The 21,997-nt window shown below is 59.3% G+C and carries 25 protein-coding genes; 19 read left to right on the top strand and 6 right to left on the bottom strand.

The genetic code is table 11. The features are described from left to right. The first annotated feature begins 72 nt into the window (after window positions 1-72). The 4 genes from pstB (at window position 73) to QRN61_RS06500 (ending at window position 3,983) form a co-directional block, all read left to right on the top strand. The gene (gene pstB, locus QRN61_RS06515; protein WP_007962289.1) at window positions 73-906 is read left to right on the top strand and encodes a phosphate ABC transporter ATP-binding protein PstB; all 834 of its coding nucleotides are present in this window, start codon (window positions 73-75) and stop codon (window positions 904-906) included. A gap of 70 nt (window positions 907-976) precedes the next feature. Continuing rightward, a complete protein-coding gene (gene phoU, locus QRN61_RS06510; RefSeq protein ID WP_003229617.1) occupies window positions 977-1,738 on the top strand; it encodes a phosphate signaling complex protein PhoU in 762 nt (253 codons plus the stop codon). Between the two features lie 180 nt (window positions 1,739-1,918). Further along, on the top strand, window positions 1,919-2,878 hold the full coding sequence (locus QRN61_RS06505; RefSeq protein ID WP_027610371.1) for a response regulator: 960 nt from the start codon (window positions 1,919-1,921) through the stop codon (window positions 2,876-2,878). Window positions 2,879-3,086: 208 nt separating this feature from the next. Next, window positions 3,087-3,983 carry a peptidoglycan DD-metalloendopeptidase family protein gene (locus QRN61_RS06500; protein WP_285373439.1) on the top strand — a complete coding sequence of 299 codons (897 nt, stop codon included), beginning with the start codon at window positions 3,087-3,089 and terminating at the stop codon, window positions 3,981-3,983. A gap of 114 nt (window positions 3,984-4,097) precedes the next feature. On the opposite strand, the gene QRN61_RS06495 is transcribed toward QRN61_RS06500, so the two are convergent. From QRN61_RS06495 to phoB, 3 genes are all read right to left on the bottom strand, one after another. Beyond that, window positions 4,098-5,438, bottom strand: coding sequence for a hemolysin family protein (locus tag QRN61_RS06495; protein WP_007962298.1), 1,341 nt, complete (start codon window positions 5,436-5,438; stop codon window positions 4,098-4,100). Window positions 5,439-5,548: 110 nt separating this feature from the next. Then, window positions 5,549-6,835, bottom strand: coding sequence for a phosphate regulon sensor histidine kinase PhoR (gene phoR / locus QRN61_RS06490; RefSeq protein WP_263399147.1), 1,287 nt, complete (start codon window positions 6,833-6,835; stop codon window positions 5,549-5,551). 74 nt (window positions 6,836-6,909) lie between these two features. Continuing rightward, window positions 6,910-7,599 carry a phosphate regulon transcriptional regulator PhoB gene (gene phoB / locus QRN61_RS06485; RefSeq protein ID WP_003229608.1) on the bottom strand — a complete coding sequence of 230 codons (690 nt, stop codon included), beginning with the start codon at window positions 7,597-7,599 and terminating at the stop codon, window positions 6,910-6,912. A gap of 151 nt (window positions 7,600-7,750) precedes the next feature. Between phoB and QRN61_RS06480 the strand changes: the two genes are divergently transcribed. Further along, a complete protein-coding gene (locus QRN61_RS06480) occupies window positions 7,751-8,134 on the top strand; it encodes a COG4315 family predicted lipoprotein (protein ID WP_027610374.1) in 384 nt (127 codons plus the stop codon). 112 nt (window positions 8,135-8,246) lie between these two features. On the opposite strand, the gene ubiA is transcribed toward QRN61_RS06480, so the two are convergent. Both ubiA and QRN61_RS06470 read right to left on the bottom strand, forming a co-directional pair. Beyond that, window positions 8,247-9,137, bottom strand: a complete 891-nt coding sequence (gene ubiA, locus QRN61_RS06475) for a 4-hydroxybenzoate octaprenyltransferase (protein WP_285373438.1) — start codon at window positions 9,135-9,137, stop codon at window positions 8,247-8,249. Next, window positions 9,137-9,697, bottom strand: coding sequence for a chorismate--pyruvate lyase family protein (locus QRN61_RS06470; protein ID WP_202369216.1), 561 nt, complete (start codon window positions 9,695-9,697; stop codon window positions 9,137-9,139). Before QRN61_RS06470 ends, ubiA begins: the two co-directional genes overlap by 1 nt. 198 nt (window positions 9,698-9,895) lie before the next feature. Between QRN61_RS06470 and QRN61_RS06465 the strand changes: the two genes are divergently transcribed. The 3 genes from QRN61_RS06465 (at window position 9,896) to QRN61_RS06455 (ending at window position 11,698) form a co-directional block, all read left to right on the top strand. Continuing rightward, the gene (locus QRN61_RS06465) at window positions 9,896-10,063 is read left to right on the top strand and encodes a rubredoxin (RefSeq protein WP_003437744.1); all 168 of its coding nucleotides are present in this window, start codon (window positions 9,896-9,898) and stop codon (window positions 10,061-10,063) included. 20 nt (window positions 10,064-10,083) lie between these two features. Beyond that, window positions 10,084-11,232 carry an NAD(P)/FAD-dependent oxidoreductase gene (locus QRN61_RS06460; RefSeq protein ID WP_285373436.1) on the top strand — a complete coding sequence of 383 codons (1,149 nt, stop codon included), beginning with the start codon at window positions 10,084-10,086 and terminating at the stop codon, window positions 11,230-11,232. Window positions 11,233-11,422: 190 nt separating this feature from the next. Continuing rightward, a complete protein-coding gene (locus QRN61_RS06455; RefSeq protein WP_003213368.1) occupies window positions 11,423-11,698 on the top strand; it encodes an HU family DNA-binding protein in 276 nt (91 codons plus the stop codon). A gap of 96 nt (window positions 11,699-11,794) precedes the next feature. Here the strand turns inward: QRN61_RS06455 and QRN61_RS06450 are convergent, their stop codons facing one another. Further along, entirely contained in the window at window positions 11,795-12,151 is a 357-nt protein-coding gene (locus tag QRN61_RS06450; protein ID WP_285373435.1) for a hypothetical protein, read from the bottom strand. A 752-nt stretch (window positions 12,152-12,903) separates the two neighbouring features. Between QRN61_RS06450 and tssA the strand changes: the two genes are divergently transcribed. The 11 genes from tssA (at window position 12,904) to tssG (ending at window position 21,989) form a co-directional block, all read left to right on the top strand. Next, on the top strand, window positions 12,904-14,466 hold the full coding sequence (tssA, locus tag QRN61_RS06445) for a type VI secretion system protein TssA (protein WP_027610379.1): 1,563 nt from the start codon (window positions 12,904-12,906) through the stop codon (window positions 14,464-14,466). A gap of 32 nt (window positions 14,467-14,498) precedes the next feature. Further along, entirely contained in the window at window positions 14,499-15,002 is a 504-nt protein-coding gene (gene tssB, locus QRN61_RS06440) for a type VI secretion system contractile sheath small subunit (RefSeq protein WP_003229587.1), read from the top strand. Between the two features lie 25 nt (window positions 15,003-15,027). Further along, window positions 15,028-16,503 carry a type VI secretion system contractile sheath large subunit gene (tssC, locus tag QRN61_RS06435; RefSeq protein ID WP_003229584.1) on the top strand — a complete coding sequence of 492 codons (1,476 nt, stop codon included), beginning with the start codon at window positions 15,028-15,030 and terminating at the stop codon, window positions 16,501-16,503. Window positions 16,504-16,512: 9 nt separating this feature from the next. Next, window positions 16,513-16,920, top strand: coding sequence for a type VI secretion system baseplate subunit TssE (gene tssE / locus QRN61_RS06430; RefSeq protein ID WP_007920274.1), 408 nt, complete (start codon window positions 16,513-16,515; stop codon window positions 16,918-16,920). A gap of 11 nt (window positions 16,921-16,931) precedes the next feature. After that, complete coding sequence (locus QRN61_RS06425; protein WP_027610380.1) at window positions 16,932-17,456, top strand: PAAR domain-containing protein; 525 nt, start codon at window positions 16,932-16,934, stop codon at window positions 17,454-17,456. A 1-nt stretch (window position 17,457) separates the two neighbouring features. After that, the gene (locus tag QRN61_RS06420; RefSeq protein ID WP_027610381.1) at window positions 17,458-18,108 is read left to right on the top strand and encodes a hypothetical protein; all 651 of its coding nucleotides are present in this window, start codon (window positions 17,458-17,460) and stop codon (window positions 18,106-18,108) included. Window positions 18,109-18,113: 5 nt separating this feature from the next. Beyond that, window positions 18,114-18,470, top strand: a complete 357-nt coding sequence (locus QRN61_RS06415; protein WP_256214096.1) for a hypothetical protein — start codon at window positions 18,114-18,116, stop codon at window positions 18,468-18,470. 47 nt (window positions 18,471-18,517) lie between these two features. After that, the gene (locus tag QRN61_RS06410; RefSeq protein WP_047597110.1) at window positions 18,518-18,742 is read left to right on the top strand and encodes a hypothetical protein; all 225 of its coding nucleotides are present in this window, start codon (window positions 18,518-18,520) and stop codon (window positions 18,740-18,742) included. After that, window positions 18,739-19,161 carry a hypothetical protein gene (locus QRN61_RS06405; RefSeq protein WP_027610383.1) on the top strand — a complete coding sequence of 141 codons (423 nt, stop codon included), beginning with the start codon at window positions 18,739-18,741 and terminating at the stop codon, window positions 19,159-19,161. Before QRN61_RS06410 ends, QRN61_RS06405 begins: the two co-directional genes overlap by 4 nt. 69 nt (window positions 19,162-19,230) lie before the next feature. Beyond that, complete coding sequence (tssF, locus tag QRN61_RS06400) at window positions 19,231-21,018, top strand: type VI secretion system baseplate subunit TssF (RefSeq protein WP_285373433.1); 1,788 nt, start codon at window positions 19,231-19,233, stop codon at window positions 21,016-21,018. Next, on the top strand, window positions 20,982-21,989 hold the full coding sequence (gene tssG, locus QRN61_RS06395; RefSeq protein ID WP_003229570.1) for a type VI secretion system baseplate subunit TssG: 1,008 nt from the start codon (window positions 20,982-20,984) through the stop codon (window positions 21,987-21,989). The genes tssF and tssG overlap by 37 nt, the downstream gene beginning before the upstream one ends. The last annotated feature ends 8 nt before the right edge of the window (window positions 21,990-21,997 follow it).

Below are 21,997 nucleotides of genomic sequence, written 5' to 3'. Positions count from 1 at the left end.
GCAGCGCCTGAATCGCCAGCAGGCTGGCTCCCACAAAAACCGAACCGAATTTGTTAGCACAGGGAGCCTCCCATGCAGCACGAAACACATACCCACGGCATTAACATGTCGGCCCTGGGTCGCGACAAGCAGAGCCTGAGCCTTGAGCAGGAAACCGTGGCCATCGAAGTCCCGGGCCTGAGCCTGTTCTACGGCGAGAAGCAGGCGCTGTTCGACGTCAGCATGAACATCCCGAAACAGCGCGTGACGGCCTTCATCGGCCCGTCCGGCTGCGGCAAGTCCACGCTGCTGCGTACTTTCAACCGCATGAACGACCTGGTTGACGGCTGCCGTGTCGAAGGCGCGATCAACCTGTACGGCAACAACATCTACCGCAAGGGTGAAGACGTCGCCGAACTGCGTCGCCGCGTCGGCATGGTGTTCCAGAAGCCCAACCCGTTCCCCAAGACCATCTACGAAAACGTGGTCTACGGTCTGCGCATTCAGGGCATCAACAAGAAGCGCATTCTCGACGAAGCCGTCGAGTGGGCATTGAAAGGCGCGGCACTGTGGGACGAAGTCAAAGACCGTCTGCACGACTCGGCACTCGGCCTGTCCGGTGGTCAGCAGCAGCGTCTGGTAATCGCGCGCACCATCGCCGTTGAACCGGAAGTGTTGCTGCTCGACGAACCGTGCTCGGCCCTCGATCCGATCTCGACCCTGAAAGTCGAAGAGCTGATCTACGAGCTGAAGTCCAAGTTCACCATCGTCATCGTGACCCACAACATGCAGCAGGCCGCGCGGGTTTCCGACTACACGGCGTTCATGTACATGGGCAAACTGGTGGAATTCGGCGACACCGATACCCTGTTCACCAATCCGGCGAAGAAACAGACCGAAGACTACATCACCGGTCGTTACGGCTGACAGTTGCGGTTATTCACAGAATTGACGCTGCGGCCCACCGCACCTTACCGGACGCTCCAAGGACGCCAACATGATTAGTAAAGAAGGCCTTACCCACCACATCTCCGCGCAGTTCAACGCCGAGCTTGAGGAAGTGCGCAGCCACCTCCTGGCCATGGGCGGGCTGGTCGAGAAGCAGGTCAACGACGCGGTCACCGCGCTGATCGAGGCCGATTCCGGTCTGGCTCAGCAGGTGCGCGAGATCGACGACCAGATCAATCAGATGGAACGCAACATCGACGAAGAATGCCTGCGCATTCTGGCCCGTCGTCAGCCGGCGGCGTCCGACCTGCGGCTGATCATCAGCATCTCCAAGTCGGTGATCGATCTGGAGCGCATCGGCGACGAAGCGACCAAGATCGCCCGTCGCGCCATTCAGCTGTGCGAAGAAGGCGAAGCGCCGCGTGGTTACGTCGAGGTCCGTCACATCGGCGATCAGGTGCGCAACATGGTTCGCGATGCGCTGGACGCGTTTGCCCGCTTCGATGCCGATCTGGCCTTGTCGGTGGCGCAATACGACAAGGTCATCGACCGCGAATACAAGACCGCCCTGCGCGAGCTGGCGACCTACATGATGGAAGACCCGCGCTCTATCTCGCGGGTTCTGAGCATCATCTGGGTGCTGCGTTCGCTGGAACGCATCGGCGATCATGCGCGCAACATCTCGGAGCTGGTGATCTACCTGGTACGCGGCACCGACGTACGCCACCTGGGCCTCAAACGCATGAAAGAAGAAGTTGAAGGTACAAGCGGCGAAACCGCTAATGTTCCGGGCAATGCTGACGATAAGTAAGATTGCCTGAGAAAAGCGCCCGGCCCTTTGGCCGGGCGTTTTTGTTTAGGGCGCCTGAATCAGGAAATCGAATTAAAAAGCAGCACCCGCGAACGAAAAGTCCCGGCGTGACTGAAGATTGTTGGCAATGTGCCATCAGTAAAAGCGGTATGCTTGCCGGGATTTTTATAGGGGTGTTGGATGAGCAAGATCAGTGTGTTGGTCGTGGACGATGCTTCGTTCATTCGTGACCTGGTGAAAAAGTGCCTGCGTAATTACTTCCCGGGGATCCGCACCGAGGACGCCGTCAACGGCAAAAAGGCCCAGGCCATGCTGGCCAGGGAAGCGTTTGACCTGGTGCTGTGCGACTGGGAAATGCCGGAAATGTCCGGCCTCGAGCTGCTGACCTGGTGCCGCGAGCAGGACAATCTCAAGACCATGCCGTTCGTCATGGTCACCAGCCGTGGCGATAAAGAGAACGTGGTGCAGGCGATCCAGGCCGGGGTTTCCGGCTACGTCAGCAAGCCGTTCACCAACGAACAACTGCTGACCAAGGTCAAGCAGGCGCTGAACAAGGTTGGCAAGCTCGACACCCTGATGAACAGCGCGCCGACCAAGATGAACTCGGCGTTCGGCAACGATTCCCTGAGCGCATTGACCGGCGGCAAGCCTGCCGTGGTCGGTGCTGCGCCGGCGGCCGCTGCTGCGGTCAATCCGTTTGCCAAACCGGCTGTTGTCGCGCCAACGCCAGCTGCTGCGCCGTCGCGCGGTTTGCTTAACAGCCCGCCGGTGCAGGCCCCGGCTGCCTCGAAAGCGCCAGTCGGTGGTCGTGGCCAGGGCCAGTTGCGCCTGCCAAGTGGCACCCAGCAATGCGTGATCAAGGCCCTGAGCATCAAGGAAGCGCTGCTGGTAGTGAAACGCACTGACACCCTGCCGCAGATCCTCGACAGCGCCGTGCTCGACCTGGAGCAGGGCGACAACGCCGAAATCGCCCGTCTCAACGGCTACCTGCACGCCATCGTTGCCCACGAGCAGAAAGCCGACAGCGACTGGCTGCAACTGACTTTCCGTTTCGTCGACCAGGATGCGCAGAAGCTCGATTACATCTCACGCCTGATCGCCCGCGGCACGGCGCAGAAGCACTTCGTTCCGGGCGCTTGATCCTCGTCGCCTGACACGCCGCCTTCGCGAGCAAGCCCGCTCCCACATTGAAATGCATTTCATAGGTGGGAGCGAGCCTGCTCGCGAAGGGGCCATCACTTACGACATCGATTTCCCAGACCGCCCAATTTGAAACATCTGTCGACTAGCCTGGTCTGCTTCACCTGCTAGGCTCATTTCCAGGCCTTCCTTCGACAGACTTTTGCCCATGCTCGCGCGCCTGCTGTTTTTCTGTGGTCTTTTCCTGGCCTCCACCTCGACTGTGGCCATGACCATCTACAAATCCACCGATGCCAACGGCGTGGTCTCGTACAGCGACCGGCCGAGCAAAGGCTCGCAGGTGTTCGTGTTTCAGGACCGCATGGTCGAGCACCTCGAACGTCAGGTGTACCTCGACATCAAGAAACAGAAGGGCAGCGACGTGGTGTTTGTGCGCAACGATCTGTATGCGCCGGTCGAGATTGCACTGGCGTTTACCGGCCTGAGCAATGTGCGTGGCGCTCCGGCGCAGACGATTCGCCGGGTGCTGCCGGCGCGCAGCAATACGCGGTTGGCGTTGCTGACGGCGATCAGCCGGGGTCAGCCGCTGGTGTATTCGCCGCAATTCCAGTACTCGCTGGGTGACCCCACAGGAGCCGCGCAGAGCTATCGCTATCCGTTGCCGTGGCGGGGCGGGCCGTTCCGTCTCAGTCAGGGTGCCAACGGTCAGTACAGCCACTATGGGCCGAAGAACCGGTATGCGATGGACATCGCCATGCCGGTGGGGACGCCGATCATTGCCGCACGGGCCGGGGTGGTGGTGAAAACCGAAAATTCACAGAGCGGACGCGGTAACGATGCGTCCGGCAATTTCGTCCGGGTACTGCACGACGACGGCACGATGGGTGTGTACCTGCATCTCAAGCAGGGCTCGGTGAGCGTACGCGAGGGGCAGCGGGTGATGGTTGGCAGCCCGCTGGCGCTATCCGGCAATACCGGCAACAGCAGCGGCCCGCACCTGCACTTTGTGGTGCAGCGCAATACCGGGCAGGGGCTGGTGTCGATTCCGTATCAGTTCAACCAGCCACTGGGGGCGTTGCCCAACTTTGCGTTGGGCAAACAGTGATGTGTTGTATCTGTTGGCCCCTTCGCGAGCAGGCTCGCTCCCACCCTGGAATGCATTTCAACTGTGGGAGCGAGCCTGCTCGCGAAGGAATCGGCGCGGTGCCCGATCAGCCCATCAATCCAGCATCAACACCTTCGCCAGCACAATCTTCGGCCCTTTCATCTTCTTGATGATGATCCGCAGGCCTTCGACTTCCAGCACTTCTTCCTCTTCCGGCACTCGTTTCAGGGTCTCGTAGACCAGACCGGCGAGGGTTTCGGCTTCGATGTGATCCAGGTCGATTCCGAGCAGGCGTTCAACCTTGAACAGCGGCGTATCACCACGCACCAGCAGCTTGCCCGGCTGATACGCGAGGATCCCGCGCTCGGCCTTGCGGTGTTCGTCCTGGATGTCGCCGACCAGCACTTCCAGCACGTCTTCCATGGTCAGGTAGCCGATGATGTTGCCGTCGGCTTCTTCCACCACGGCGAAGTGCGAGCCGCCCTTGCGGAACTGCTCCAGCAGCTGCGACAGCGGCATGTGCCGCGACACGCGCTCCAGTGGACGGGTCAGTTCAGCCAGGTTGAACGACTCCGGAATGTGGTCCAGCGCCGCCAGCTCCAGCAGCAGGTCCTTGATGTGCAGCAGGCCGACGAACTCCTGACGTTCGCTGTCGTACACCGGATACCGGCTGAACTTGTGGCGACGGAACATCGCGAGGATTTCTTTCAGCGGCGCATTGAATTCCAGGGTGATCAGGTCTTCGCGGGAGTTGGCCCAGTCGACCACTTCCAGTTCGCCCATTTCCACCGCCGATGCCAGCACGCGCATGCCTTGGTCGCTCGGGTCCTGGCCACGGCTGGAGTGCAGGATCAGTTTCAGTTCTTCGCGGCTGTAATGGTGTTCGTGGTGCGGGCCGGGTTCGCCCTGGCCGGCGATCCGCAGAATCGCGTTGGCGCTGGCATTGAGCAGGTAGATCGCCGGGTACATCGCCCAGTAGAACAGGTACAGCGGCACCGCCGTCCACAACGACAGCAGCTCGGGTTTGCGGATCGCCCACGACTTGGGCGCCAGCTCACCGACCACGATGTGCAGGTAGGAAATGATGAAGAACGCGGTAAAGAACGAAATGCCTTTGACCACTTCCGGCGACTGCACGCCGACCGCGCTCAGCAGCGGCTCGAGAAGGTGCGCGAATGCCGGCTCACCGACCCAGCCCAGACCGAGGGAGGCGAGGGTGATACCGAGCTGACACGCCGAGAGGTACGCATCGAGCTGACTGTGTACGGTGCGCAGGATATGCCCGCGCCAGCCGTTCTTGTCAGCGATGGCCTCGACCCGGGTCGAGCGCAGTTTGACCATGGCGAATTCCGCCGCAACGAAGAAGCCGTTGAGCAAAACCAGGATCAGAGCGAAAAGAATCATGCCGAAATCGGCGAAAATCGTAGCGAGGGACAAGCCAGGGGAAGGGTCCATGATGGAGTTTTGCGGGTTCCGTGTGATTCAAAAGAGAGAAAAGTCGCGCCTGAAAGGCAGGCGCAAGTCAGCCAATGTAGCGGCTGACCTGGCGATTGCCTAGTGCGACATTACTCAGCGGTGCTGATCGCCCGTGCGCTGGCCACTTGCGCCGGAGCGAAATGACAGGTGAATGTGCTGCCGTGACCGGGCACGCTGCTGATCTCCATCCGTGCGCGGTGGCGCAGCAACACGTGTTTGACGATCGCCAGACCCAGGCCAGTGCCGCCAGTGTTGGAGTTGCGGCTGGAGTCGACGCGGTAGAAGCGTTCGGTCAGGCGCGGCAGGTGTTTGCTGTCGATGCCGATCCCGGAGTCCTGCACGCTCAGGTGCGCGCCTTGCTCGTCGCCCCACCAGCGAATGCGGATATTGCCTTCGGCCGGGGTGTATTTCACCGCGTTGAACACCAGGTTGGAGAAGGCACTGCGCAGCTCCGCCTCGCTGCCCTTGAGCAGGATGCGCGCATCGGCTTCGAGAGTGATTTTCTGGTTCTTCTGCCCGGACAACTGCTGGGCGTCGCTCTTGATCGACTGCAGCAGGGTATCGATCTGCACTGGCTGGTTGTCTGACGGGTAGTCAGTGGCTTCCAGTTTCGCCAGCAACAGCAGGTCGTTGAGCAGCGTCTGCATGCGCCCGCCCTGTTGCTGCATCTGCTGCAGCGCGCGGCTCCAGCGCGGGTTCACTTCCTCGACGTTGTCGAGCAGGGTTTCCAGGTAGCCGCAGATCACCGTCAGCGGCGTGCGCAGTTCGTGGGAGACGTTGGCGATGAAGTCTTTGCGCATCTGTTCCAGTTGATGGATGCGCGTGACATCGCGCACCAGCATCAAGTGTTCGTTGTTGCCGTAGCGCGTGAGGTACAGCTGGATGCGCACCCGATCATTGGTCGGCGAGGGAATTTCCAGCGGTTCGGCATAGCTGTCCTGCTCGAAGTATTCCTTGAAGCGCGGATGCCGTACCAGGTTGGTCACCGGTTGGCCACTGTCCTGCGGGGTCTTGAGGCCGAGCAGGGTTTCGGCAGCGCGGTTCCACCATTCCAGGTTGCCGTCGCTGTCGAGCATGATCACCGCGTCTTTGAGCGCGGCGGTGGACTCCTGCACCCGGTCGATCACCGCTTGCAGGCGCCCGCGCACCCGTTGGTCGCGGCGTTGCAGGTGGTAGATGCTGTCGAACACCTCGCCCCACAGGCCATAGCCGTCGGGCGGTGCTTCATCGGGTTGGTGCAGGCGCAGCCATTCGTGCAGACGCAACAGTTGCTTGAGCGTCCAGGCCAAGTAAATGCCCAGGCCGGCAGCGAGGCTCCAGCCGTAATAGCCGGTGATCAGGCCGATCACCAGACACGCTGTGACCAGCAACAGCATGTGGCGAATCAGGGTGCCATGCCAGTTTTGATTCACGGAAAATACGGTCCTTGTCAGCGAGTCTGGCGGTCGGATCAGGCCTTGGTGGAAAACCGATAGCCGGTGCCGCGCACGGTTTGTACCAGATTTTCGTAAGCGTCGCCGAGGGCCTTGCGCAGGCGGCGGATGTGCACGTCGACGGTGCGCTCTTCAACATAGACGTTGCCGCCCCAGACCTGATCCAGCAACTGCCCGCGTGTGTAGGCACGTTCCTGGTGGGTCATGAAAAATTGCAGCAGACGGTATTCGGTCGGGCCCATTTCGGCCGGACGGCCGTCGATGGTCACGCGGTGGCTGATCGGGTCGAGCAGCAGGCCGCCGACTTCGATTGGCGCTTCGCCATCGGTCGGGCCGGCGCGGCGCAGTACAGCCTTGAGGCGTGCGACCAGTTCGCGTGGAGAAAACGGTTTGGTGATGTAGTCGTCGGCGCCGACTTCAAGACCCTGGATCTTGTTGTCCTCTTCGCCCTTGGCGGTGAGCATGATGATCGGGATGTCCCCGGTCAGCTCGTCACGCTTGAGGCGGCGGGCCAGTTCGATGCCGGAGGTGCCAGGCAGCATCCAGTCGAGCAGGATCAGGTCCGGTTTACGGTCAACAATGATGGCGTGTGCCTGCTGCGAGTTCTCCGCCTCGAGGCAGTCATAGCCGGCCATTTCCAACGCAACGGCGATCATTTCGCGAATGGGCGCTTCGTCGTCGACGATCAGAATGCTCCTGCCAACCATGCCTTAATCCTCTTGTCATTTAACTGTCTTGCGCCGCATTAGATAACGGAATTATTGCAGTCGTGTGACAGTATTTTAGTCGCCCGGCGGTTGGCGTGATCCTGGACTAAGCTCTAAGTCCGAATCCTGACAACCACAAAAGAAGGTTTCCATGACTCAAATGACTGCTTCTTTCAAAGCTCTGCTGATGGCTGCTGCCGTTGCTTTACCGACCATGGCGTTTGCTGCTGAGCCAGCGATGGAGAAGGACGGCATGTTTACCGATCACAAGGGCATGACCCTGTATACCTTTGCCAAAGACTCTGCGGGCAAGTCCATGTGCAACGACAAGTGTGCGGCGAACTGGCCACCGCTAATGGCTACGGCCGGCGACAAGTCCATGGGCGACTGGACCGTGATCAAGCGCGATGACGGCAAGATGCAATGGGCCTACGAGGGCAAACCGCTGTACACCTTCGTCATGGACAAGAAGGCTGGTGACATGACCGGTGAAGGCAAGATGGACGGCGCCTGGCACGTCGCCAAGGCCAAGTAAATGCAACCCCCCTGTGGGAGCGGGCTTGCTCGCGAAGGCGGTGTGTCAGTAACCAATTCGTTGGCTGACACGACGCCTTCGCGAGCAAGCCCGCTCCCACAGGTTTTGTGGATCAACGCAGCGCGTAATCCAGCACAATCCCGACGAAAATCGCCAACCCGGCCCAGTGGTTGTGCAAAAACGCCTTGAAGCAACGCATCCGGTCGCGATCACGGGTGTACCAGAACTCCCACGCATAGCATCCAGCGGCCACCAACAGGCCGAGATGGAACCAGATGCCCAGCTCGAACTTCGACCCGGCCAGCAACAGGCAGCCCAGCGACAGCGCCTGCAACGTCAGGATGATCACCCGATCCGCATCGCCGAACAGAATCGCCGTGGATTTCACGCCGATCTTCAGGTCGTCGTCACGATCGGTCATCGCGTAATAGGTGTCGTAACCCACCGTCCACAGCAGATTGGCGATCCACAGCAGCCATGCCGCCGCCGGCAACTCACCGGTTTCAGCGGTGAACGCCATTGGCATGCCCCATGAGAACGCCGCGCCCAGTACCACTTGCGGGTAATAGGTGTAGCGCTTCATGAACGGGTAGGTGAACGCCAGTGCCAGACCGCCCAGCGACAGCCAGATGGTCGGCGCATTGGTGCACAGCACCAGCAGGAAGCTCACGCCCATCAGCAGCGCGAAGAACACCAGCGCCTCTTTCGAATTGATCTTGCCGCTGGCCAGCGGTCGTTGCGCGGTGCGTTTAACGTGGCCGTCGACCTTGCGGTCGGCCCAGTCGTTGATCACACAGCCACCGGCGCGGGTCAGCACCACACCGAGGACGAAAATCACAATGTTGGCCAGCGACGGCGAGCCCTTACCGGCAATCCATAGCGCCCATAGCGTCGGCCACAGCAGCAGGTAGATGCCGATCGGCTTGTCCATGCGCGTCAGCTGAATGAAATCCCAGGCGCGCGGGTTCAAGCGGTTCAGGGACTTGAGCAGGCTCTGGTACATCAGCAGTTCTCCGGATGGGCGCGGGCGGCGCTCCACAACGTCGGCAGGAAAATCTCCGCCACCAGTACGCTCAAGGCGCCACGGTCAAAGCGCGAGCGGCGGCCCCACAGCTCCGGGGCGCGGCAGGCTGGCGGCAGCCAGTCTTGCGGGTAGTGACAGACCTCGATGGCGCGGCGCTGGAAGGCGTGGTCGCAAAACAGCAGTTCGCCCAGCGAGCGGCTGCCCAGTTCGTCCATGTGCAGGCCGTCGCCTTGCAGGGCGGCGCGTGACGCCACGCTACGGGCGAACACCCAGGCCTCGCCGTGACCGCGCAGATACACCTCGCGCACCCAGCCTTCGCTGCCTTCGGCCAGATCCAGCGCCGCGCATTCGTCGCTGCGCAAAGTGTCCCAGCCTTCGAACAACGGTGTGACGCTGAAGCCGTCATTCGACAGCCGCGTCAGGCGGCGGGTCAGCGAGCCTTCGTCGAACAACCAGTTCAGGGTCAACGAATCGGGAAGGGGCGTCAGTCGGCTTTGAGTCAGCCAGAGCGGGGCCGGGCAGGCATTTGAATGTTGCACAATGAGTCATTATTGGCCGCAAATGAGGCGGCGAGCTTAACATGGCGTGCTGCGAATTTGATGGATCCGGGTCGCCGTTGCGCCGAACAGGCTTGCATCTGCCCGGCACCCTCAGTACAAAACGCCCTGAGCCGGATGGCAGTGCTCCCACCATCGACCGTCCGCGCCGACAAAAGCCTGAATTGAGGAAGTACCTGAATGAAAAAGTGGCAATGCATCGTCTGCGGCCTGATCTACAACGAAGCTGACGGTTGGCCGGATGACGGCATCGCGCCGGGCACCCTGTGGCAGGACGTGCCGGAAGACTGGCTGTGCCCGGACTGCGGCGTCGGCAAGATGGACTTCGAAATGATCGAAATCAACTGAGAAAAACCAAGGAGTAAGGCATGAACGCACCTGTCGTAATCGTCGGCACCGGGCTTGCGGGCTACAACCTGGCCCGCGAGTTTCGCAAACTCGATGGCGAAACCCCGCTGCTGCTGATTACCGCCGATGACGGGCGCTCTTACTCCAAACCGATGCTCTCCACCGGTTTCGGCAAGAACAAGGACGCCGATGGCCTGAGCATGGCCGAACCCGGCGCCATGGCCGAGCAGTTGAAGGCCGAAGTGCGCACCCACACGCGCATCAGCGGCATCGACGCCGGCCACAAGCGCCTGTGGATCGGCGAGGAAGCGGTGTACTACCGCGACCTGATCCTCGCCTGGGGTGCGGAAACCGTGCGAGTGCCGATCGACGGTGACGGTGCTGATCTGGTGTTTCCGATCAACGATCTCGAAGATTACGCGCGCTTTCGTGCAGCCGCTGCGGGCAAGCGCCGCGTGTTGCTGCTGGGGGCGGGCCTGATCGGCTGTGAATTCGCCAACGACCTGATCCTCGGCGGCTACGAGGTGCAACTGGTGGCGCCGTGCGAGCAAGTGATGCCGATGCTGCTGCACCCGGCCGCTGCAGCAGCCGTGCAGGCCGGGCTGGAAAGCCTGGGCGCGCGTTTCCACCTCGGCCCGGTGCTGACCCGCCTGCAAAAAGTCGCAGACGGTCTGGAAGCGCATCTGTCCGACGGGCAGGTGATTGCCTGCGATGTGGTGGTGTCGGCCATCGGCCTGCGCCCGCGCATCGATCTGGCCGCGGCGGCCGGGGTGCAGGTCAATCGCGGTGTCGTAGTCGACCGGTATCTGAAGACGTCCCACGCCAATATTTACGCCCTGGGCGACTGCGCCGAGGTCAATGGGCTGAATCTGTTGTACGTGATGCCCCTCATGAGCTGTGCGCGTGCACTGGCACAAACCCTGGCCGGCAATCCGACGGCCGTAAGTTACGGCGCGATGCCGATCACGGTGAAAACCCCGGTGTGCCCGTTGGTCGTTTCGCCACCGCCACGGGGCAGCGAAGGCGTCTGGACCGTCGAAGGGCAGGGCGCCGACATCAAAGCCCTGTGCCACAGCGCCGATGGCCAACTACTCGGTTACGCGCTGACCGGCACGGCGGTGATGGAAAAACTCGCCCTGAACAAACAGCTACCGGCCCTGCTGGCGTAAATACCGGTCGTTCTGTCGGAATCACCCCGCTTTTGCCCCCACAAAGGTCGCGGGGAGACTGGCGCCGCCGGTATCCGCGTGCCATTCTCACTCCCGTCTGCCGCAGAGTAGAGCCTGCGGCGCCTTGGGCGCTGTTCCAACGAGAACAGCACGGACATAACAACAAAAAACCGTCAAAGGGGCTTCACTAATGCGTAAACCAGAACTCGCCGCTGCAATCGCTGAAAAAGCGGATCTGACCAAAGAACAGGCCAACCGCGTTCTCAACGCCGTCCTCGAAGAAATCACCGGCGCTCTGCACCGCAAGGACAGCGTCACGCTGGTGGGCTTCGGCACCTTCCTGCAACGCCACCGCGGCGCCCGCACCGGCAAGAACCCGCAAACCGGTGAACCGGTGAAAATCAAGGCCAGCAACACCGTGGCATTCAAGCCAGGCAAGTCGTTGAAAGACAGCGTCAATCCTTAAATTGCGGCGAACTCCCTGAGTAGCGGGGAGAACTGCAATAAAAAATGGGCACACCGATTGCGGTCGGGTGCCCATTTTTTGTGCCTGCCAATCGGCTTATTGACGCCGGAAGCAGGCCTTGCCGTTGCCGAAATCCACGGCCAGGCAGTTCGGTTCGATCGCCAGTTGCAGATCCTGGAACAGGCCGGACAAATCGCTGTTCGACGCCGGTTTGGTTTCGCTCTTCAGCGTTACGGTGTGGTTTTCCACCCGCCAGGTGCCCTTGGCAAAGCCATCTGCGCTGCCATACGACACGCCGGCGTCAAACGTGCCGTCCTTGCGCAGCATCAATTCGGCGCCCATTTCCATTGCGCCGGTCAGATAGTAATGACCGTCCAGTGGCGGGGTGTCCGCTGACGCTTGAGTTGTTGGCAACCAAATAAGTACTGCGAAAAATATGGCTTTCAATTCCATGAGGTAAAGCTCCTTGGCGGCTCCGGGCTCGGGAGCCGAATGAGATGCAGGCTTCGGACCGTGGCTCAACAGTCAGCCAGTCTGGTTGACATTGCCGGTCGAAAAGAATTTACCAAGGCAAGCTGGCAACGTGGGAAATAAAACGATGTAAGAATTATCCCTGACATTTGTCAGAGTATTTTCGGCGTGGAAGTGTTGCGTAAGTGGTGGAAATGACTGTTGGATCGCACTTCGATAATTATTGAGTTGGCACTGAAGTACAGCATTCACGAGATGAATAAAGTTTCAGAAAAATGAATTGCCATCAAATTGATGGCACTTTTTTTGTTGAGCGTTGTCGCCGCTGAATTGTTTGTAATTCCAGCGGGTTCTCGGAAAAATCCTACTTCTATTTTTTTCGAGAGTTGTCATGCTGGCCCCCGTGTAATAGGACGGATGTTCGACGCGATTCGCGCAGGCGGGATCGGGCCGCTCTGGATCAAGGGTTCTGAGGGCGCAGGGCGAATGTTCACAATATAATTCGCCATCAGGGATTCCCCTGCCACATATAGGGCGATCTCCTACACAGCCCAATGAACACTTCGTCTTGTTGTTTAACCAGATGCTTGCTAGTGGCCATCATAGTGATTACGATGCGCCCACTTGAAAGAGCACATCTCAATTGGATGAGTCGCTTCACTGCTCTTCGATACTGTCCCGCGCCGCGGCAACTCCAATAGGCGCATGACTGTAATCCTAATTAAAGGCCATGGATGTCCTACTCAAGCAAACTTTCCGCCCATTACCTCGAACTCGCAAAAGTCTCTGTTTCCAAAGAGAATTTCGCGGGCGAAGACGTTCGTTTTTCGAGCGAATTCGAGGCGCTGGAAAGCGAGCTGGCCAAAGCCTCGTCGATGCACGAAAGCGGGCAGATCGACTGGCTGAAAATCCGTGAAAACAGCGAAAATCTGCTGCGTACCCAATCCAAGGATTTACGTGTTGGCGCTTGGCTGACCTGGTCGTTGTACCAGCGTGAATCCTTCCCCGGGCTGCTGGCCGGCCTCGGTCTGCTGCACCATCTGTCGGAAAACCACTGGGCCGACGTTCACCCGCTCAAACCGCGCACCCGCGCTGCCGCCATCGGTTGGCTGGTGCCGCGTCTGGAGCAGGTGCTCACCGAAAACATCGCGATCAAGGAACAGCTGCCGATGTTCCGGCAGTTGTCCGAGCATCTGGCCGGGCTCGATGCCGCGTGCACCGAGCACCTGGGCGACGACGCTCCGCTGTTGCTGCCGCTCTCGCGTCGCCTGAAAACCATGATCCAGCGTGCCGCCGACAATCAGCCGGCCCCCGGTGTGGTGGGCGCAGCGGTGGCGCAGGTCAAGCAGGCCGCGAGCCAGTTGCTGACCCCCGGCGCACCGATCGATAACGAAAAAGATGCCTACAAGGCTTTGCGCGCGCAGCAGGAAAGCGCGCGTCCGTTGTGTGCCTGGTGGCTCAAGCAGAAGGCCACCGACCTGCGCGCCCTGCGCCTGAACCGCACTTTGCTGTGGCTGCCGATCGACGCGGTGCCCGAACGCAACGCTGAGCAGATCACCGTGCTGCGCGGTCTGCCGGTGGACAAACTCAAGCAGTATCAGGATCGCTTCGATCAGGGCAAATACGCCGACCTGCTGGTGGAACTGGAGGCGAGCCTGGCGAAGGCGCCGTTCTGGTTCGATGGCCAGAGGATGGTCTGGGAATGTCTCCAGAACCTCAACGCCGAGATGGCAATGCGCGAAGTGGAAATCCACTTCGCGCTTTTGGTTCAACGCCTGCCCGGCATCATCGAATGTCGTTTCCATGACGGCGCGCCGTTTGCCGATCCGTCCACCCGGGCGTGGATCGCCGGCAATGTCATGCCGCACCTGCAGAGCGCCAGTGCGCCGCGCAAGGTCGAAACCGACGACGTCGAAACCCAGCCCGCCTGGGAAAAGGCCCTTCAGGACGTGCTGCCGATGCTGCGCAAGGAAGGCCTGAAGCCTGCCGTGCAGACGCTCAAGCAAGGGCTGCAATCGGCTCACGGTGGACGCGAGCGGTTCTTCTGGCAGTTCGCCCTTGCCCGGCTGTGCTTCATGGCCAAGAAGTACGAACTGGCCAAGAACCAGCTAGAAACCCTCGATCAGACATTACAGGACTCAGGCCTGCACGCCTGGGAGCCCGATCTTGCATTGGAAGTGCTGCATTTACTGCATAGCTGCTGCGAGTTGTTGCCGCAGAACCATGCCGTACGTGAACGCAAGGAAGAGATTTATCGCAGGCTGTGCCACCTCGACCTCGAAGTGGTACTCGAATAGGCCCCAGGGCCACAACCGCAAGGAGAAAAGCCATGGCCAAAGAAGGCTCGGTAGCCCCCAAGGAACGCATCAACGTCACCTTCAAACCCGCCACCGGCGGTGCTCAGGAAGAGATTGAACTGCCGCTGAAGCTGCTGGCAATCGGTGACTACACCCACCGCAAGGACGATCGCAAAATCGAAGATCGCAAGCCGATCAGCATCGACAAGATGACCTTCGACGAAGTGTTGGCCAAGCAAGAGCTGGGTCTGACGCTGAGCGTGCCGAACCGTCTGCAGGAAGATGGCGAGGCCGACGAGCTGGCTGTGCAACTGCGCGTCAATTCGATGAAGGACTTCAACCCGGCCAGCCTGGTCGAGCAAGTGCCTGAGCTGAAAAAACTGATGGAACTGCGCGATGCGCTGGTGGCCCTCAAAGGCCCGCTGGGTAACGCACCTGCGTTCCGTAAAGCGATCGAAGGCGTGCTCGCCGACGACGAATCCCGCGGTCGCGTACTCGGTGAGCTGGGCCTGAACGCCGCAGCCCCGGACGCCTGAGACTCCAGCCAAGGAAGCCAACACAATGAGCACTAGCGCAGCACAAGAGAAGAGCGCCGAAAGCGGCGAGTACAGCATTCTCGACAGCATCATCGCCGAAACCCGTCTGACTCCGGACGACGAAGCCTATGACATCGCCAAGCGTGGCGTGTCGGCGTTCATCGAAGAACTGCTCAAGCCGCAGAACAACGGTGAGCCGGTCAAGAAGGCCATGGTTGACCGCATGATCGCCGAGATCGATGCCAAGCTCAGCCGTCAGATGGACGAGATCCTGCACCACCCGGACTTCCAGGCTCTGGAATCGTCGTGGCGTGGCCTGCAGTTGCTGGTCGACCGCACCAACTTCCGCGAAAACATCAAGATCGAAATCCTCAACGTCTCCAAAGAAGACCTGCTGGACGATTTCGAAGACTCGCCGGAAGTCATGCAGTCGGGCCTGTACAAGCACATCTACACCGCTGAATACGGCCAGTTCGGTGGTCAGCCGGTGGGCGCGATCATCGCCAACTACTTCATGTCCCCAAGCTCGCCGGACGTGAAACTGATGCAATACGTGGCCAGCGTATCCTGCATGTCCCACGCGCCATTCATCGCCGCCGCCGGCCCGAAATTCTTCGGTCTGGAAAGCTTCACCGGCCTGCCGGATCTGAAAGATCTGAAAGACCACTTCGAAGGCCCGCAATTCGCCAAATGGCAGAGCTTCCGTACTTCGGAAGACTCCCGCTACGTCGGCCTGACCGTGCCGCGTTTCCTGCTGCGTAACCCGTACGATCCGGAAGAAAACCCGGTGAAATCGTTCGTGTACAAGGAAACCGTTGCCAACAGCCACGAGCACTACCTGTGGGGCAACACCGCGTTCGCGTTCGGCACCAAGCTGACCGACAGCTTCGCCAAATTCCGCTGGTGCCCGAACATCATCGGCCCACAGAGCGGTGGCGCGGTTGAAGATCTGCCGCTGCACCACTTCGAAAGCATGGGCGAAATCGAAACCAAGATCCCGACCGAGGTTCTGGTTTCCGACCGTCGTGAATACGAACTGGCCGAGGAAGGCTTCATCTCCCTGACCATGCGCAAAGGCTCCGACAACGCGGCGTTCTTCTCCGCCAGCTCGGTGCAGAAGCCGAAGTTCTTCGGCATCAGCGCAGAAGGCAAGGCGGCAGAGCTGAACTACAAGCTCGGCACCCAACTGCCGTACATGATGATCGTCAACCGCCTGGCTCACTACCTGAAAGTACTGCAGCGCGAGCAACTCGGTTCGTGGAAAGAGCGTACCGACCTCGAGCTGGAACTGAACAAGTGGATCCGCCAGTACGTGGCTGACCAGGAAAACCCGAGCGCCGAAGTGCGTGGCCGTCGTCCGCTGCGTGCTGCGCAAGTGATCGTCAGCGACGTTGAAGGCGAGCCGGGCTGGTACCGCGTGAGCTTGAACGTGCGTCCGCACTTCAAGTACATGGGCGCCGATTTCACCCTGTCGCTGGTTGGCAAGCTGGACAAAGAGTAAGAGCGACTCATGGACGGATACGGCAGCCTGTTCGAGCGCCTCAACGGCGACGCGCAACTACGCAAGGGCAACAGCCTTGAGGCTTGTGCCATGGCGTCAGTGGCTGCCCATCTGGCCAAAATGCTCAGCACCCGGGCCGGCAGCGTGCAAACGCTGGCCGACTACGGGTTGCCCGATCTCAATGACATGCGTCTGAGCCTGCACGACTCCCTGAGTCAGGCCCGTCTGGCCATCGAAAACTTCATCGAAGCCTACGAGCCGCGCCTGAGCAACGTGCGTGTCATTTCCCTGCCGCGTGACCACGACCAGTTGCGGCTGGCCTTCAGCATCGAAGGCCTGCTGGAAGTCGAGGGTTTCAAGCGTCAGGTCAGTTTTTCCGCGCGCCTGGATGGCAGCGGTCAAGTGAAGGTCACCTAAGGAGATTCCCGATGTCTGGCAAACCCGCAGCACGCGTATCCGACCCCACCGCTTGCCCACTTCCTGGCCACGGTACCAACCCGATCGCCGCCGGTTCCGGCGACGTGTTCTTCGACGGCCTCGCGGCCGCCCGCCAAGGCGATGCCTCGGCGTGTGGTGGTGCGTTGGTTGGCGATCTGGCGACCACGGTTTTGATCAATGGCAAACCCGCTGCGACCGTAGGTTCGGTTGGTGCTCACGGCAACAAGGTCACGGCAGGTTCCGGGACGGTGATTATCGGTAATTCGCACTCGCCGGCGCCGTTTGTGCCACCAATTCCGTTGAATATATTTGGCTTTGATGTACGTGTTCAGTTAATGGACCCAGTATCGGGAGCCCCACTTAAAAATATTGCATACACCGCTACGCTTGAGGATGGTTCGGAAATTCGAGGCGTAACAGACGAGACCGGACTATCCAAGTCGCTGGGCTCAAAAGCTCAAGTCCAAAATATACAAATTTCGGCTATACCAAATTGGTTGGTTAGGGGAGAGTGAAATGCCTCAAGCCGTAAAACTCGCAACTGTAGCGACCACTCCTGCTAAGGATAAGACCCCAGTACAAATTTACTTGGTAAGTGATCATGATTTTGTGATTCCTGTTGTGTTTCCGGACTACAAAATTCATGTGGAGGCTTTGGGTATTAGTCATAAGTTCTCTGACTTAGGCCACGCAGGTGTACTAATTGTCAACGGTAAAACGGGGCTGACGAAGTACGGAGAGTACGGGCGTTATGAAGGAGCAGGTCCACCGGGAATTGTGAGGTTACGCCCTGTTCCTAATGTGACGATCAAAGGCGGAGCGATTACTGAGTCATCACTCAAAAAAACGTTGAGAAGTATGTCTTCAGCTTATGGTCAGTCGAGCAATGTGTCTGGGGTTGTACTCAGGGGGGCCGCTTTTTCTCAGGCCGAAGCATGGCTTAAAAATAAAGAAAAAGACAATGACAACATGAATAGAGAACCGTACAGCATAAGAAGCCACAACTGTATGACGTTTGTGGCTGATTTAGTTGATAGTCTGGATCTCGGTGCGCCTAAAAGATCCTATTTTGCAGTGATACCAAAAGATTATATGGAGGATTTCCAAGAAACAAAGCCAGATCTGGATTACACATTCAGCAGCGATACGTTGGAGATAAAAGATTGATCTGGTTGAAGCGTTTTCTGATGACCGTTGGTGCACTGTCTCTGTTGATAGCATTCGGGGTAATGTTTTTTATGGATTTTTCAGAAGATAAGCCGCATGTACTCAGCGAATATCCAAATGCTCATTGGAGAGGTGGTGCTGATGGAGGTCAATACATTGAAGTGACTAAGTCAGAACCTCCATATTATTTCGTTCAAGTCAGGCATGAAAGTGGTGAGTTGTGGGATGAAGGATGGCTCAAGTTTGGAGACGAGAATAGCGAGCCACTCACATCTAACAGTGTAATTGCCTTTTCAGGAGAAGGTGTTATTTATCTTCAGCAACGCAAAGTCCTAAGTTCTGAAAAAGCTAAAGCGAAATAGCTATGAGCAAATATTAAAAGGCATTCTTGGGTATACGTTGGAAGCTGATGAAAATATCTGAAGCAGGTGAAATTCAAGGCTACCTCGCCTTTGTTGCCGACAGCGACCTGTTCGGCTGGCTGGCCCTGTTGAGCTTTTTTTTACTCGCGGCAGCAATTTTTCCCGCTGCTCGGAATTCGCGCCTGCACCGTGTGATGACGTTTTCGGTTCTGGTAGCCATTGTTGCTATCCATGGCTTTGGTTCGTGGTATGGGAATTTGAGGCTTACATGAGTAGCTACGTTCGTCTCGCCCTATGCCTATTAATCCACGCCCTCGGATGCGTGGCTTATGCATTTTTGAATGACGCGGTTGTGCATGCTTACAGGCTTTTTAACGGCGGATTTACCTCCCATGGTGTCGCCATCGGCATTGCGAGTTACGCACTGTTTTACATTTTTCTGGGCGTCAACCTGATCGTTGCGCTAATTCCAGGTCTGGTCGCCAAGCTGGCCATCCTTTTTCTGATGGTGGGCTTCATCCTGCTCTGGATGCTACCCGACAACCCGTTAAGAGCCCTGTTTTACGGCGTAGCTCAAGGCTGCGTCACGTTGCTGGCGATCCTCACCACTCAAGTCATCGAGTTGCGTTGGGCTTTGCGAAACATCGCAGGTCGCATTCAGCCAAGTCAGCCTGCAGGTGCAATCCAATGACCAGGTCGGACATCGAGCGTACTCCGCAGGACAGTTATTCCATGAGTTCCACTACCAGGCAGGTAACCCGTGTCCTTTAACCACTACTACCAAAGCGAACTCACCGCACTGCGCCAGCTGGGTCGCCGTTTCGCCGAGCGTAGTCCGGCGTTGGCGCCGTTTCTGGGCCAGGCTGGGCGGGATCCGGATGTGGAGCGGTTGCTGGAAGGTTTTGCGTTCCTCACCGGGCGGCTGCGGCAGAAGCTCGATGACGAGCTGCCCGAGCTCAGCCATTCGCTGATGCAACTGCTGTGGCCGAACTACATGCGTCCGCTGCCGGCGTTCAGCATTCTGCAGTTTGATCCGCTGAAGCGTTCCGGGCCGGCGCTGGTGGTCGAGCGCGATACGCCGATTGAAAGCAAACCGATCGAAGACGTGCGTTGCCGCTTCCGCACCTGCTACCCGACCGAAGTCTTGCCGCTGGATCTGGCCGCGCTGAACTACTCGGTGAAGGGCGACGGTTCGCTGCTCAGTCTGCGTCTGGAAATGAGCGCCGACGGCCACCTCGGTGAGCTGGAACTGAGCAAACTGCGCCTGCACTTTGCCGGCGAGCGCTACATCAGCCAGATGCTCTACCTGAGCCTGCTGCGCAACCTCGAAGGCATCGAGCTGATCCCGCTCGACGGCGCCGGCAAGCCAATCGATGGCGTGGCGGGCAAGCCGATGGCGTTCAAGATTCCCGGTGACCGGGTCAAGCCGGTGGGCTTTGCCGAAGAAGAAGCGTTGATCCCATATCCGCTGAACACCTTCCGTGGCTATCGCTACCTGCAGGAATACTTCGCCTTCCAGGACAAGTTCCTGTTCGTCGACGTCAACGGTCTGGACATCCTCAAGGCGCTGCCGGAAGACACCCTCAAGCAGATGCGCGGCCTGGAGTTGCGTTTCGATATCCGCAAGAGCGGGATCATGCGCATGCGTCCGACCCTGGATAACGTGAAGCTGTTCTGCACGCCGATTGCCAACCTGTTCGCGCATGACGCGCTGCCGATCCGCCTCGATGGCAAACAGGATGAATACCTGCTGCTGCCGGCGGAATACGATCTGGAAAACTGCGGCGTGTTCTCGCTGGAAACCGTCACCGGCTGGAAGCCCGGCGGCCTCGGTTATCAGGAGTACGTGCCGTTCGAATCCTTCGAGCATGACCCGAGTTTCGACGTGCCCAACAGCCGTCCGCATTACAGCATCCGCCAGCGTTCGTCGTTGCTGCATGACGGCCTCGACACCTACCTGAGCTTCGGCATCCGTCACACCGAAGCCCACGAAACCCTGTCGATCGAGTTGATCTGCACCAACCAGAACCTGCCGCGCAAGCTCAAGCTCGGCGACATCTGCATGGCCTGTGAAGAGACCCCGGAGTTCCTGAGTTTCCGTAACATCACCCCGGCCACGTCGAGCTTTGCGCCGCCGCTGAACCGTGACTTCCTGTGGAAGCTGATCAGCAACATGTCGCTCAACTATCTGTCGCTGGCCGACGTCAACGCGTTGAAGGTGATTCTCGAAACCTACGACCTGCCGCGCTACTACGACCAGCACGCGGAAAAGGTCAGCAAACGCCTGCTCGGCGGCCTCAAGCACATCAAGCACCACCACGTCGACCGGCTGCACCGTGGCTTGCCGGTGCGCGGTCTGCGCACCGAACTGACCATCGACCCCGAAGGGTATATCGGCGAAGGCGACCTGTTCGTTTTCGCTTCGGTTCTTAACGAGTTTTTCGCGCTTTACGCCAGTCTCAATTCGTACCACGAGCTGCGGGTAAAAAGCACACAGGGAGAGGTGTACCAATGGACACCACGTATGGGCCTGCAGCCCCTGCTTTAAGCGGGCTGACCAAGGTAATACGCGAGTACTCGCTGTTTCAGGCCGTGCTGCTGGTGATCGACCGGCTGCGCGAGGCGCACCCGTACCTGAGCGAAGACGATCTGTACGATCAAGTGGAGTTCCAGGCCAACCCGAGCCTGGGCTTTCCGCGCAGCGACGTCGATCGCGTGGAGTTTTTCGAAGAGCACGGGCAGATGCGCGCGCGCATGCGTTTCAACCTGATCGGGCTGGTCGGCTCCGGTTCGCCGCTGCCGGCGTTCTACGGCGAACAAGCGCTGGGCGACAGCGAGGACGGCAACCCGACGCGCAATTTCCTCGACCTGTTCCATCATCGCCTGCAACGGTTGATGCTGCCGATCTGGCGCAAATACCGTTATCGCGCCAGTTTCCAGAGCGGCGCGATCGACCCGTTCTCCTCGCAGCTGTTCGCGCTGATCGGTCTGGGTGGCGACGAGATCCGCAAGGCCAAGGAACTGAACTGGAAGCGCCTGCTGCCATACCTCGGGCTGCTCAGCTTGCGCGCGCACTCGGCGGCGCTGATCGAAGCCGTGCTGCGTTACTACTTCAAGCACGAGGACCTGGTTATCGAGCAGTGCATCGAGCGTCGCGTGGAGATCCTCGACGAGCAGCGCAACCGCCTCGGTCGCGCCAACAGCCTGCTCGGTGAAGACCTGGTGCTGGGCGAGCAGGTGCGCGACCGCAGCGGCAAATTCCGCATTCACATCACCGAACTCGACTGGGAGCGATTCCACGAATTCCTGCCGATCGGTTTCGGTTACCAGCCGCTGTGCGCGCTGGTGCGGTTCACCTTGCGTGACCCGCTCGATTACGACATTCGCCTGGTGCTGCGCCCGGAAGAAATCCGCGAACTGCGCATTGGTGAGAAGAACGACTGTCGCCTGGGGTGGACCAGTTGGCTGGGCTGCGAAAAAGCAGACGGCGTGGTCACCCTCGGCAGCAAAATTCATTAAGGACGTGA

The organism is Pseudomonas sp. lyk4-TYG-107, assembly GCF_030209055.1.
Lineage (GTDB): Bacteria > Pseudomonadota > Gammaproteobacteria > Pseudomonadales > Pseudomonadaceae > Aquipseudomonas > Aquipseudomonas putida_A.
Note: the sequence above shows the minus strand (reverse complement) of the source record. Positions and strands in the feature narration are given on the sequence as shown.